The organism is Neolewinella sp. (assembly GCF_965214665.1).
Taxonomy (GTDB): Bacteria; Bacteroidota; Bacteroidia; order Chitinophagales; family Saprospiraceae; genus Neolewinella.
Genome location: NZ_OZ243970.1, coordinates 2,012,028 through 2,025,005, shown reverse-complemented (window position 1 = coordinate 2,025,005; position 12,978 = coordinate 2,012,028). Strand labels below are relative to the sequence as shown.

The following is a 12,978-nucleotide window of genomic DNA, read 5'->3' as shown; positions in this document are numbered from 1 at the left end:
CCCGCGAACCTTAAAGAGAAGAATGGCTTACTCTAGCTATGGACCCAACGACGATAATCAACATCCCGGAGAGTGAGCTGGAGCGCGTGGTCATTGTGGGGGGTGGCTTTGGCGGACTACAGCTGGCGCGCAAGCTAGTGAAGGCCGATTTTCAGGTGGTGCTGATCGATCGCAACAACTACCACCAGTTTCAGCCGCTATTTTACCAGGTGGCGATGGCAGGACTGGAGCCGAGTAGCATCGTGTTTCCCTTCCGCAAGCTGTTCCAGGGGCGGGAGAATATGTACATCCGCATGGCGGAGGTGACGCACGTAAATACGCGGGCTAAGCAAATTCAGACGCCCCTCGGCCACTGTAACTACGATCACCTAGTCGTAGCCACCGGTGCCGATACCAACTACTACGGCAACAAGGACCTGGAACGGCTCACCCTGCCCATGAAGTCGGTCTCCGAGGCGCTGTACCTACGCAACTCTATCCTGGATGACTATGAGGACGCCCTGACCACCCCCTCCTACCAGGACCGGCAGGAACTGGTCGATATCGTCATCGTGGGCGGCGGCGCTACGGGGGTAGAACTAGCCGGCTCCCTGGCCGAGATGAAAACCCACGTGCTCCCTAAGGACTATCCCGAACTACATGTGGAAGAAGAAGTGGACATTTACCTCGTGCAATCCGGCGATGTGCTCCTCAAGGGCATGAGTGCCAACAGCAGCGAAAAGGCCCTGAAGTACCTGGAGGAGCTGGGGGTGAAAGTGATCCTGAATAACCGGGTTACGGCCTTCGATGGCAGTACGGTGACGCTACAGGACGGACGCACCATCGCCACGCAGAAGGTGATCTGGGCCGCCGGCGTCAAGGGTATGCCCATTCCCGGACTGCCTGAGGAAGCCATCACCCACGGCAACCGCCTGAATGTGGACCGCTTCAACCGCGTCAAGGGCACCGACTGCGTCTACGCCATCGGCGACGTAGCGTATATGGAGGAGCCCGACTTTCCGAAGGGGCACCCGCAGGTGGCCCAGGTAGCCATCCAGATGGGGGAGCACCTAGCGAAGAACCTCCGCTTCCGGCACGAGCGGCGGGAAGCGTGGGAGCCCTTCCATTACCACGATAAGGGGAGTATGGCCACGATCGGTCGGGCGCGGGCGGTGGTCGACATCCCGAAGCCCAACCTGCACTTCGGTGGGGTACTGGCCTGGTTGACCTGGCTGCTGGTGCACCTCTTTGCCATCCTGGGCACCCGCAACAAGCTATTCGTCTTCCTGAACTGGCTGTACAATTACATCAATTACAACCAGAGTTTGCGGCTGATTATTCGGCCGCGGCACGGTACGGATGCTAGTATAAGCTAATCGAGCCAGGCGATAGCCCGCTGGTGCTCCGTAGAGGAAAAGGCGGCCAGCTCCAGTCCGGGCGTAAGCAGATCGCTTAGCTTCACGCTCGTCTTGAGCCACGACTGGTCGCCGATGATGGCTACCCGCTCCAAATCTTTGTACAGCTTCATGCTGGCCTTGAGATCCTCCCAGAGGGTACGGATGCTGAGGGCTTCGGTGCTGACGACCTCGATCAGCAGGCGGGCCTTGCCGTGGTGGCGGACCTTCTCCTCGACCAGCACGTTGATGCGATCGTAGTCGACGGGGTAGAGCTTGCCGACGATGGCCAGGCCCAGTAGGCGTTCGTTGGCCAGGTCGACGACCCTGACGCCCTCGGAGGTGGTGGGGGCTTCGGTATCCTGCGTGAGCCAGCGGTGGGCGAGCTCGCCCTCATTGAGGGCGAAGGTCTTTACCTCCATACGGGGGGTCAGAAAATCAATGCCGCCGCTCAGGGTGGAGAGCCAACCGTGATCGGTGAGGATGGCGTACTTCTCGATCTTCTCCCAGAGCTCGCGCTTAGCCTTGACGGTATTCCAAAAGGCTTGGTAGCTGGCAAATCCGCCGACGTTCTTGATGTTGCCCAGTAGGCGGACCTTGCCGTGGGTGACCACCTTGGCCTCGACGGCCATGAGAAGCTTGCGCATGCCGGGCTCGTCCACCTCGCCGTCGAGGGTGAAGCCGAGCATGTTGTCCTGGGAAAGAGGGAAGATGGTGACCATGAACGCGTGTTTGTGGAAACAACCAGAGGGGCTACCGAAAGGATTAAGCGCCAGTAAATTAATCGACGAACCAGCCCACTAGTCTGACCACGATTTGTTTTAAAAGGCGGTAAAACAAAAACCTGATTCGGAAAACCGGAGTTGGGCAATGAGACACGAATTTTTCCTGAACCTCGGTAGAGTGGCGGTTCTGGATGACCGAGTCAATCCGCCGCTACGTCCAACCAGCTTCCTAAATCGGATGAAGATTGCCCTCATCGCCCACCTGAAGTTTCCCATTGCCGAACCCTTCCACGGCGGACTGGAGATGCACACCCACTGCCTGACCCAGGAGCTGATGGCCCGCGGTCACGAGGTTACCTTATTTGCTCTGAGCGCCTCCGATCCTAGTTTTCAGATCATCGAGCCTACCCTGAACGCCGTGGAAAAAGAGGGCGCGGTCGATCTGTTTCAGCAGGAGCCCGGCTTTGGTCTCGAGTTCGTCAACAAGTTCCACGCCTACATGGAGGTGGTGACGACCATACAGCGCGGCGACTTCGACATCGTGCACAACAATAGCCTGCACTTCCTGCCGCTGTCGCTAGCCCACACCCTAGGCTGCCCCATGGTGACCACCCTGCACTGCCCACCCTTCCCCTCCCTCCAGAGCGGCGTGATCCTGGCCCGACCTTATCTCGGCAACCAGTTCGTAGCCGTGAGTCAGAGCACCGCCCAGCAGTGGGCCGCCGACATTACCCACTGCAAGATCATCCACAACGGCATCCAGGTCGATCGGTGGCATACCTCCACCGCCGGCATCCCCGGTACCGCCTTCTGGTACGGCCGCCTCTGCCCCGAGAAGGGTCCGGAGTACGCCATCCAGGCCGTCAAGCAGGCCGGCTATAAACTGCGCCTGGCCGGTAGTATCTACGACCAAGCCTACTTCGACCGCGAGATTGCCCCCCGCCTCGATGAAGACATAACGTACATCGGCCACCTCGACCACCGCGATATCTGCCGCGAGGCCGGCCGGGCCGCCGTGGGCCTATTCACCTCTACCTGGGACGAGCCCTTCGGACTAGTCCTCCCCGAAATGCTCGCCTGCGGCACTCCCGTAGTATCCTTCGACAGCGGAGCTGCCGGGGAGATTCTCGACGACAGTTGTGGCATCATCGTCCCGAAGCGTGACGTAGCCGCCATGGCCGCCGCCATGCCCCGGGCCGCCGCCCTCGACCGGGCCGCCTGCCGCCGCCGGGCCGAGTCTCACTTTCCCATCGGCCGTATGATTTCCGACTATGAGCGGCTGTACCAGAAGTTGGTACCGCAGGTGCCCACGCTGCCCACCGTCACTCCCGTTCTGCGCGGCTCGATCGGTGTCGTCGCCTAGTTCGCCCCCCGCCCGTCCGGTCGCCTTCTACGTCCACCACCACGGCCGGGGCCACGCCAACCGTACCCGCCTGCTCACCGAGCGCTGGGCTACCGACGCCCCCCTGCACGTCTTCACCTCCGCCCCAGAATCCTTTCGCGACTGGACGGCCAGTAAGCTCCACATTCTTCCTCCCGACGTAAGTCCCGACCGCGATCCGACCAGGGACCTGCTACAGGATCAGGTGCTACACTACGCCCCCGTCGATCTACCCGGCTTGCAGCAGCGGATGGCCATCATCGCCGATTGGATCGCTGAACACCGCCCCGCACTTTTCATCGTCGACCTATCGGTAGAGATCGCGCTGTTTGTGCGTCTGTGTGGCTGCCGTACAGCTCTGGTCCGCCTGCATGGCCACCGCGACGATCCGGCCCACACCGCCGCTTTTCGCCTCGCCGATCACCTCCTGGCCCCCTTTCCTCCCCAGCTCGAAGACGCCCATACTCCCAATTGGGTACGCGAAAAGACCACCTATCTGGGCACCTTCAGCCGCTACGATCACCGAAAGGAGACCAAAGCGCAGTGCCGACAGCAGCTCCGACTTTCCGCGGTACAGCCCGTCGTGACAGTTGTAAATGGAGTGGGCGGGGGGGCGCAGGTGCAAGGTAAGTGGTGGGAGGTAGCCCACGCCACTCCCGGCTGGCTGTTCCTCCTCGTAGGTAGGGTAGGGGTGTTCCACGATCCTACTCCCCCTAATCTGCGTTACATCGGCTTTGTTTCCGATACGTACCTCTACCTAAAGGCTGCTGATGTGGTCATGGGCAGCGGTGGCACCAATACGATGATGGAGGTAGGCGCCGCCCGCGTCCCCTTCCTCAGCATGCCGGAAGAGCGCCCCTTCGGCGAGCAGCGGTGTAAGATGGAGGCGTTGCAGCGGCTGGGGTTGACGCGGATCGTGCCGGAGGATATAAAGCCGGAGGAGTGGGCTGGGCTGCTGGAAGAAGCTAGGAATATGGACGTAGGGGGTTGGGACGGGCTGCCAGCGTTGTCGGAGCGGTTTGCGCTGGGGTAGCCCTGCGAGTTGAGTTGCACCTGCGGCCGCGGCCTGCTTGTTGCCGCCTACCTCGGCTTGCCACCTATCCCGTGCGGTAGCCAAATCGTAAATTGTACGTCGTAAATTGTAAATCGTAAATCCTCCCCTACCTTTGCCGGTCGCGCCCCCCAACTGCACCACCGAATGGATAACCGAGGATTTGACGACGAACAGGAACTGCTGCCCTTTATCGGCCTGGAAGACGGCGACGAGGAGCTGGTGGACGGCAATACGCCGAGCCCCATCCCGATCCTAGCGCTGAAGAACGCGGTGTTGTTTCCGACTATCGTCACGCCGATCAACATCGGGCGGGACCGGAGCATTGCCGCGATCCATAAGGCGGTAGGGACCAATAAGCTCATCGCCGTCTTCTCCCAGCGCGACCTGAACGTGGAGGAGCCCGAGGTAAAGGACCTCTACGAGGTGGGCACCCTGGCCCGGATCCTGAAGATGCTGCGGATGCCCGATGGGAGCCTTACGGCCGTACTGCGTGGCGGCCAGCGGGTACGTCGCACTAGCATCACCGCCGAGACACCCTACATGGAGGGGACGATCGAGCCTATGAGCTACGCCGAGTCAGAAGAGGCAATGACCTATGAGGCGACCATTGACACCGTACGCCACATTGCCGCCCGGGCCGTAGAGCTGAGTCCGAATATCCCCACCGAGGCCCGCGTGATGCTCGACAACATCAACCGGCCGAGCCAGCTGCTCAACTTCATCGCCAGTAACCTCAATGGGGAGGTACAGACGAAGCAGGAAATCCTGGAGATCAACGACCTGGGTGTGAAGGCCGAGCGGGTACTGGTGGACCTACAGCGCGAACTACGCATCCTAGAGCTGCGTGACCAGATCGAGAACAAGACCCGCGGCGATATCGAGCAGCAGCAGCGGCAGTACTTTCTGAACCAGCAGATGAAGGCCATCCAGGACGAGCTCGGCGAAAATCCCAACGACCAGCAGATCGGGGAGCTGGAGGCCCGGGCCGAGAAAAAGCAGTGGCCGGAGGAGGTAGCCAAGACCTTCGCCCGCGAGCTCGTACGCCTACGCCGTATGAACCCCCAGGTGGCCGAGTTCAGCGTGCAACTGAGCTACCTGGAAATGTTACTCGACCTACCCTGGCAGGAGTACACCGAGGACAACTTCGACCTGAAGAGCGTCGCCAAGGTGCTCGACGATGACCACTACGGCCTAGAGAAGGTGAAGGACCGCATCCTGGGCCACCTAGCCGTGCTGAAGCTGAAGGGGGATATGAAGGCGCCGATCCTGCTGCTGCTGGGTCCTCCGGGAGTGGGTAAGACCAGTCTGGGCAAGAGTATCGCGCATGCGCTAGGTCGTAAATTCGTACGTATCAGTCTGGGGGGCTTGCACGACGAGAGCGAGATCAGAGGCCACCGCAAGACCTACATCGGCGCCATGCCGGGCCGGATCGTACAGTCGCTACGTAAGGTCGGCTCGTCTAACCCGGTATTTATCCTCGACGAGATCGACAAGATCGGGCAGAGCCACCGCGGCGATCCCTCCTCGGCCCTATTGGAGGTGCTCGACCCGGAGCAGAACACCACCTTCCACGACAACTACCTCGACCTGGACGTCGACTTGAGCAAGGTGCTCTTCATCGCCACGGCCAATAGTATGCAGACGGTGCAGCCCGCGCTGCGCGACCGCATGGAGGTCATCCGCCTGGCCGGCTACTCCAGCGAGGAGAAGCTGGAGATCGCCCGCCGCCACCTCATTCCCAAGCAGCGCGAGGCCCACGGGCTTAAGAGCAAGCAGGTCAAGGTATCGGTGACGGTACTGCGCGAGGTTGTCGAGGGCTACACCCGCGAGAGTGGCGTGCGCGCCCTGGACCGCCAGCTGGCCGGCCTGATGCGCCACGCCGCCAAGGAGGTCGCCATGGAGGGGGCCGAGCGGGTTAGTTTTACGAAGGAGATGCTGGAGGACGTGCTGGGTCCGCGCCCCTTCGAGCGGGAGCCCTACCGGGTGGGCCGGCAGTCGGGCATCGCCATCGGCATGGCCTGGACGCAGGTGGGGGGCGAGATTCTGTTCGTGGAGGCGAGCCTGAGTCCGGGCAAGGGCGGCCTCCAGCAGACCGGCAACCTCGGTAGCGTCATGAAGGAAAGCGCCACCACGGCCCGCTCCTACCTCAAGGCCAACGCCGAAGCCCTAGGCATCGACCAGGAGGCGCTCAAGACGCAGGACCTACACATCCACGTGCCCGAGGGCGCTACGCCCAAGGACGGACCCAGTGCCGGCATCACCATGCTTACCGCCATGGCCAGCGCCTATACCGACCGGCCGGTGAAGCCCTACCTGGCTATGTCGGGGGAGATTACCCTGCGGGGCCGAGTACTGCCGGTGGGGGGCATCAAGGAAAAGCTGCTGGCGGCGCGGCGGGCGGGTATGAAGACCATTCTGCTCAGCGCGGCCAATGAGCGGCACGTGCGCGAGATCGAGCCCCGGTACTTGAAGGGGGTGGAGGTGAGGTACGTGGAGACTATGCTGGAGGTGGTAGAGCTGGCTTTGGAGGGGGGAAGGAGTTAAGGGGTGAGGGAGTTAAGGAGTTAAGGGGTAAGGGAGTTAAGGAGTAAGGGATACCTTGAGTAAGTCGGCAGACGGGCCCGCTACGCGGCAACTCGGCGAACGACAAGCCAACCACGAAGGCCGTTACTTTGTCCTTACGTAAGAGTATGTGTGCCCTATGAAGTATTTTCTCCTGTTTTTCCTTGCGTTCGGTCTTGTGACCACGGCCCGGGCCCAGCTCGTAGACCAGTACGGCGAGCCACTGGTACAGTTCTCGGGCATGGTGCTGGATGGCACGAATAGCCAACTGCAACCCGTGCCCTATGCGACCGTACTGATCAAGAACGACGGCCGGGGTACCTACGCCAATCTGGAAGGCTTCTTCAGCATCGTGGCGCATAAGGGGGATACTATTCTCTTCAGTGCGCTGGGTTACGATGATGTAGAGTTCGTGATCGACCCCGCCCTGGAGGATGATAAGTACAGCCTGGTGCAACTTATGACCTATAACGCCATCGATCTGCCCGAGGCCGTGGTCTTCCCCTGGCCCAGTCGCGATCACTTCAAGTTGGAATTTTTAGCCATGGACGTGACCCCCGAGCTCCAGAGCCGCGCCACCGAGAACCTATCGGCCGATAAGCTCGAACGTCTGGCCGAGACCGTGCCCCGCTCCGGTGCCGAGAACGGTAGCTACTACCTCCGTCAACAGGCGCGGCAGACCTACTACATTGGGCAGCGCCCACCGATGAATATTTTCAGTCCGGTGGCCTGGAAGCAGTTCTTTGATGGGTGGAAGCGGGGGGACTTTAAAAAGAAAGATTAGACCGCAAGGGGTAGACCGCTATCGCGGTTAGATGGGTCGCCTCTACCCGCGCAGCGGTCTACCCCCGAACGCGCCAGCGAGGGGTCTACCCCCAACGGGGTCTACTCCCATTGAGCCGAAGACGAGCTAAGCGCGTTTCTTGTCTATGGCATTAGGCAGAAGGGGCGGAACCCCCAACGCAGAGGAGGAAAGAACCTGGCGCGACCAGCTCTCCGCCCTCCGCAATCTTCCCCCCTTTTTCAAGTTAATCTACCGAACCAGTCCGCCGCTGACGATCACCAACATCGTGCTGCGGGTATTGCAGGCGGCCCTGCCAACGGCCATCCTTTACGTAGGTAAGCTCATTATCGATGAGGTACTGCTGCTCATCGACGGTGCCGGTGACACCACCTTTCTGTGGCAGATGGTGGGCCTGGAACTGGTGCTGGCCCTGACCTCCGATCTGCTGAGCCGCGGCATCAGCCTCGTCGATAGCCTGCTGGGAGACCTATACACCAACCAGACGAGCGTAGACCTGATGCGGCACGCCGCTACGCTGGACCTTTACCACTTCGAGGACTCCGAGTTCTACGACAAGATGGAGCGGGCGCGGCGGCAGACGACCAGTCGGTCTACGCTGATGTCGCAGCTGCTGGGCCAGTTTCAGAGTATCGTGACCCTGGTCGTACTGGGCGTGAGCGTGGCAGCTTTCAACCCCTGGCTAATCCTGCTACTGGTGGTGGCTGTGATCCCCAGTTTCATCCAGGAAAACTACTTCAACCAGCAGGTCTACAGCCTCACGCGCAGCTGGACGCCGGAGCGGCGCGAGCTCGATTACCTGCGCTACATCGGGGCCAGTGACATCACGGCCAAGGAGGTAAAGATCTTCGGCCTGGCCGACTTCATCACCAACCGCTTCCACAGCCTATCGATGAAGTACTACTACGCCAACCGGACGCTAGCCGTCAAGCGGGCTACCTGGGGGGCCTTCTTCTCGGCCATTAGCTCACTGACCTACTACGGCGCCTACGTGCTCATCATCATTCAGACCATCAACGGGGTCATCACGGTGGGCTCACTGACCTTCCTCTCCGGGGCCTTTCAGCGTATGCAGACGGGCCTCCAAACCATCCTATCCCGCTTCTCCAGCATCGGTGAGAATGCGCTCTACCTCCAGGACCTCTTCGACTTCTTCAAGATCAAACCTCTCATCGCCGATAAATCCGACGCTATCCCCTTTCCTCGGCAGATCCATCAGGGCTGGGAGTTCGACAACGTCAGTTTCGCCTACCCAAACAGCGAGCAGTACGCGATCAAGAACCTCTCCTTTAAGCTCCCCGTAGGCCAGAAGATCGCCTTGGTCGGTGAAAACGGTGCCGGCAAGACCACCCTGGTCAAGCTCCTGGCCCGCCTCTATGAACCCAGCGAGGGCCGCATCCTGCTAGACGGCCGCGACCTGCGCGAGTACGAGCTCACTAGCCTGCGCGACAACGTTGGGGTCATCTTCCAGGACTTCTTCCGCTACCAGCTCACCGCCCGCGAGAACATCGCCGTAGGCCGCATCGAGCAGGAGACCAACCAGGACCGCATCGAGGACAGCGCCCGCAAGTCCCTGGCCCAGGAGGTCGTCAGCGGACTGGCCGACGGTTACGATCAATTACTGGGGCGGAGGTTCGCAGGTGCAGTAGATCTAAGCGGCGGACAGTGGCAAAAGATCGCCCTAGCCCGTGCCTACATGCGCGATGCCCAGCTCCTCATCCTCGATGAACCCACTAGTGCCCTGGATGCGCGGGCGGAGTACGAGGTCTTCCAGCGTTTCACGGCGCTCATCGAGGGCAAGACGGCCGTGCTCATCTCCCACCGCTTCAGCACCGTGCGCATGGCCGATCACATCCTCTTCCTGGAGTACGGTGGACTGGTGGAGGAGGGGAGCCATGAGGAACTGCTCGAGTTGGGGGGGCGGTATGCGGAGTTGTTTGAGTTGCAAGCCGCCGGGTATAAGTAGACCGCTTTGCGGGTAGAGGCGTCACATCTAACCGCGACAGCGGTCTACCCCTTGTGGTCTACGGCGTAGCCTCTACCCCGTAGGGTCTACCGATTTTTCTTGTCGATCTGAAACGCAGCAGAGATCAAACTCAAATGCGAGAACGCCTGCGGAAAGTTTCCCAATTGCTCCCCGTGCAGGCCGATCTCCTCGCTCATCAGTCCGAGGTGGTTGGCGTAGCCTAGCATTTTCTCGAAGACGACGGTGGCCTTGTCGACGTGACCGATGCGGGCCAGGCACTCGACGTACCAGAAGGAGCAGATGGCGAAGGCCCCCTCGTCGCCGTCCAGGCCATCGGTGGCCCCGTGCTCCTGCTTGTAGCGGAAGATGAGGACGTCGGCGGAGAGCTTCTCCTCGATGGCCTTGAAGGTCTTGAGCCAGCGGGGCTCCTTGCTGGATACGAAGCGCAGCAGCGGCATGAGCAGGGCGGCGGCGTCGACCGTATCGCTGCCCTTGAATTGCACGTAGGCCTGGATCTCCTCGTTCCAGAAGTTGTAGTAGATGTCCTTGTAGATGTCGTCGCGCACCTCGCGCCACTTGCCCATGGGGCAGGGTAGGCTGCGGTCCTCGGCGATCTTCATGGCCCGGTCGATGGCCACCCAGCAGCAGACGGCCGAGTGGAGAAAGCGTTCCTTGCCGCTGCGCACCTCCCAGATACCGTGATCCTCGTCCTTCCAGTGCTCGATGACGTAGTCGACCAGGGCGGTGATGGAGGTCCAGAAGTCGTGGGTGACGCTGCCGCCGGCCTGGTTGTAGAGGTAGATGGTATCGATGAGTTCGCCGTAGATGTCCATCTGCTTCTGTTTGGAGGCGGCATTGCCGATGCGTACCGGCTGGCTGCCCCGGTACCCCTCCAGGTGATCGAGTTCGCTTTCGGGAAGCTCGGTCTGCCCGTCCACGGCGTACATAAGTTGCAGACAGTCGACACACTTTTCGCGGATCCAGTCCATGAAGCCCTCTGCCTCTTTGCGGTAGCCGAGGCGCAGAAAGGCGTACATCGTGAAGGCCGAGTCGCGGATCCAGGTGTAGCGGTAGTCCCAGTTGCGCGAGCCACCCATCTTTTCGGGTAGTCCGAAGGTGGCCGCGGCGATAGTGCTGCCGTAGCGGGCCGAGGTGAGGAGCTTCAGGGCCAGCACGGAGCGCAGTACCGGCTCCTTCCAGAAGCCGTCGTAGGTGCACTTGCGCGACCAGGTGGTCCAGTACTTACGGCAGGAGGTGAAGCAGTGCATCCAGTCCAGGTCGAAATCGACACCCTCGTTAAGGGTAAGGATAAAATCGATGTTATCCCCCTGCCGCAGGTCGATGGTGGCGCTGAGGCCATCGTCGCTGATGTCCATTTCCAGGTCGGTCAGCAGCAGCATGGTAGGCTGCTCTCCCCCGGGGTCGCGGAGGAGGTAGCCCCGCCCCGCAGCGTTTTTCTCGGCAATACAACCGCGCTTTCCGTACCCATACCGGGGCCGCAGGTCCAACCGTACCCGGTGGTGGCCATAGACCCCCTTGAGCCGCCGAAAGACCGCGAAGTCGAGCTCCTCGTCGACGATGGGCATGAAGTCGGTCAGCTCGGCAATACCGTCCTCGCTCAAAAAGCGGGTGATGAGGATATTGGTGCCCGGCAGGTAGAGCTGTTTATTTTTAGTATCCTCAGCGAGGCACTCGAAGCTAAAGAAGCCCCCCTTGTCCGCGTCCAGCAGCCGCCCGAACACCGTGGGGGAGTCGAAGCGTGGCAGGCACATAAAGTCGATGCTCCCCGTCACGCTCACCAGGGCCGTGGTGTGCAGGTTGCCAATGATGCCGTACTCGGCAATGGGCAGGTAGCGGCCCTCGTAGGCGGGAGAGAACTGGCGGGTGGGGTCGGCGGTGGGATTGGAGGTGGCGGTCATTGTCTGTGCGAACGGTATAATAGGGAAGGTGGTTTGCAATTGGAGGGGATACGGACGCTCAAAGGTCCTAAGCGCTTGCGCGCAAAGGACGCTTCGAGGTCCTCCCTTTTAGTATTATTGTGGTATGACCCATCGGATACTACTAGCCAGTATTTCTCTTATCGTCTTACTCTGCACCTGCGGGCGCGCCCCCCGGACGACGCCTGCCCCGCCCACCATGTCCGGAAATCCGCTCTGGGAGGGTTGGTACGCCGACCCCGAGGTGGCGGTGCTCGACGGGCAGTACTGGATCTTTCCGACCTACTCGGCGGCCTTCGAGGACCAGCTGTTTCTGGATGCCTTCTCCTCGCCTGATTTGGTGAACTGGACGAAGCACGAGCGGGTGCTGGATACGAGTATCGTGAAGTGGGTGCGGCAGGCCATGTGGGCCCCGGCGGTTATCGAAAAGGACGGGCGCTACTTCCTGTTCTTTGGCGGTAATGACGTGCAGCGGCCGTCGCGCACCTGCTGCTACGATCCCGACAACGACATCAACCACTACGGGGGCATCGGGGTGGCGGTGGCCGACGATCCGGCGGGGCCCTACGTCGATCACCTGGGCGAGCCGCTGATCGATACCTTTTACCACAATGCCCAGCCCATCGACCAATTTGCCTTTCGGGATACGGACGGCACGGACTACTTCTTCTACGGCGGCTGGGGCAAGTGCAATCTCGGCATACTGAATGACAACTATACCGGTTTCGTGCCCTGGGAGGATGGCGAGCTGTTTCACGACGTGACGCCGGAGGGCTACGTGGAGGGTCCGTTTATGTTCTTGCGGGGCGGCACCTACTACTTCATGTGGTCGGAGGGCGGCTGGACGAACGACAGCTACCGCGTGGCCTACGCGATGGCGGATAGCCCCACCGGGCCCTTCGAGCGCATCGGTACCATCCTGGAGGCGGATACGACCGTGGCTACCGGGGCGGGTCACCACTCGGTCCTGAACGCACCCGGAACGGATGACTGGTACATGGTCTACCACCGCCGCCCAATCCCGAACAAGGGGCGCGACCACCGGGTGACGTGTATTGATCGGATGTACTTTAATGCAGATGGGACGATCAAGGAAGTGGTGATGACGGATGAGGGGGTAGCGGCACAGCCACTGACACCCTAACAAATTTTTAACCATACGGCGGCCGTTGGTTTTA

At 60.9% G+C, this 12,978-nt stretch carries 9 protein-coding genes; 7 read left to right on the top strand and 2 right to left on the bottom strand.

Annotated features, from left to right (window positions below):
- Positions 1 to 38: 38 nt before the first annotated feature.
- Positions 39 to 1,355, top strand: coding sequence for an NAD(P)/FAD-dependent oxidoreductase (locus ACOOHD_RS08940; protein ID WP_420461226.1), 1,317 nt, complete (start codon positions 39 to 41; stop codon positions 1,353 to 1,355).
- Here ACOOHD_RS08940 and ACOOHD_RS08935 read toward each other — a convergent pair.
- Positions 1,352 to 2,095 carry an STAS/SEC14 domain-containing protein gene (locus ACOOHD_RS08935; RefSeq protein ID WP_420461225.1) on the bottom strand — a complete coding sequence of 248 codons (744 nt, stop codon included), beginning with the start codon at positions 2,093 to 2,095 and terminating at the stop codon, positions 1,352 to 1,354. The two genes, ACOOHD_RS08940 and ACOOHD_RS08935, sit on opposite strands and share 4 nt — an antisense overlap.
- A gap of 241 nt (positions 2,096 to 2,336) precedes the next feature.
- Between ACOOHD_RS08935 and ACOOHD_RS08930 the strand changes: the two genes are divergently transcribed.
- From ACOOHD_RS08930 to ACOOHD_RS08910, 5 genes are all read left to right on the top strand, one after another.
- Positions 2,337 to 3,461 (top strand): glycosyltransferase, encoded by a 1,125-nt coding sequence (locus ACOOHD_RS08930; protein ID WP_420461224.1) that lies wholly within the window; start codon positions 2,337 to 2,339, stop codon positions 3,459 to 3,461.
- Positions 3,448 to 4,512 (top strand): glycosyltransferase, encoded by a 1,065-nt coding sequence (locus tag ACOOHD_RS08925; protein WP_420461223.1) that lies wholly within the window; start codon positions 3,448 to 3,450, stop codon positions 4,510 to 4,512. Before ACOOHD_RS08930 ends, ACOOHD_RS08925 begins: the two co-directional genes overlap by 14 nt.
- Positions 4,513 to 4,677: 165 nt before the next feature.
- Positions 4,678 to 7,077, top strand: coding sequence for an endopeptidase La (lon, locus tag ACOOHD_RS08920; RefSeq protein ID WP_420461222.1), 2,400 nt, complete (start codon positions 4,678 to 4,680; stop codon positions 7,075 to 7,077).
- A gap of 157 nt (positions 7,078 to 7,234) precedes the next feature.
- Positions 7,235 to 7,879, top strand: a complete 645-nt coding sequence (locus ACOOHD_RS08915) for a carboxypeptidase-like regulatory domain-containing protein (RefSeq protein ID WP_420461221.1) — start codon at positions 7,235 to 7,237, stop codon at positions 7,877 to 7,879.
- A 145-nt stretch (positions 7,880 to 8,024) separates the two neighbouring features.
- Positions 8,025 to 9,863, top strand: coding sequence for an ABC transporter ATP-binding protein (locus ACOOHD_RS08910; RefSeq protein WP_420461220.1), 1,839 nt, complete (start codon positions 8,025 to 8,027; stop codon positions 9,861 to 9,863).
- A gap of 86 nt (positions 9,864 to 9,949) precedes the next feature.
- On the opposite strand, the gene ACOOHD_RS08905 is transcribed toward ACOOHD_RS08910, so the two are convergent.
- Positions 9,950 to 11,782: a glycoside hydrolase family 15 protein gene (locus ACOOHD_RS08905; RefSeq protein WP_420461219.1), complete on the bottom strand. Its 1,833-nt coding sequence runs from the start codon at positions 11,780 to 11,782 to the stop codon at positions 9,950 to 9,952.
- 124 nt (positions 11,783 to 11,906) lie between these two features.
- Here ACOOHD_RS08905 and ACOOHD_RS08900 point away from each other — a divergent pair, with 124 nt between their 5' ends.
- On the top strand, positions 11,907 to 12,944 hold the full coding sequence (locus ACOOHD_RS08900; RefSeq protein ID WP_420461218.1) for a glycoside hydrolase family 43 protein: 1,038 nt from the start codon (positions 11,907 to 11,909) through the stop codon (positions 12,942 to 12,944).
- Positions 12,945 to 12,978 lie beyond the last annotated feature (34 nt).

Excerpts from the sequence above, each read along its gene's own strand:
- ACOOHD_RS08940 (WP_420461226.1), top strand. The coding sequence starts at position 39 with ATGGACCCAACGACGATAATCAACATCCCGGAGAGTGAGCTGGAGCGC.
- ACOOHD_RS08935 (WP_420461225.1), bottom strand. The coding sequence starts at position 2,095 with ATGGTCACCATCTTCCCTCTTTCCCAGGACAACATGCTCGGCTTCACC.
- ACOOHD_RS08930 (WP_420461224.1), top strand. The coding sequence starts at position 2,337 with ATGAAGATTGCCCTCATCGCCCACCTGAAGTTTCCCATTGCCGAACCC.
- lon (WP_420461222.1), top strand. The coding sequence starts at position 4,678 with ATGGATAACCGAGGATTTGACGACGAACAGGAACTGCTGCCCTTTATC.
- ACOOHD_RS08915 (WP_420461221.1), top strand. The coding sequence starts at position 7,235 with ATGAAGTATTTTCTCCTGTTTTTCCTTGCGTTCGGTCTTGTGACCACG.
- ACOOHD_RS08910 (WP_420461220.1), top strand. The coding sequence starts at position 8,025 with ATGGCATTAGGCAGAAGGGGCGGAACCCCCAACGCAGAGGAGGAAAGA.
- ACOOHD_RS08905 (WP_420461219.1), bottom strand. The coding sequence starts at position 11,782 with ATGACCGCCACCTCCAATCCCACCGCCGACCCCACCCGCCAGTTCTCT.
- ACOOHD_RS08900 (WP_420461218.1), top strand. The coding sequence starts at position 11,907 with ATGACCCATCGGATACTACTAGCCAGTATTTCTCTTATCGTCTTACTC.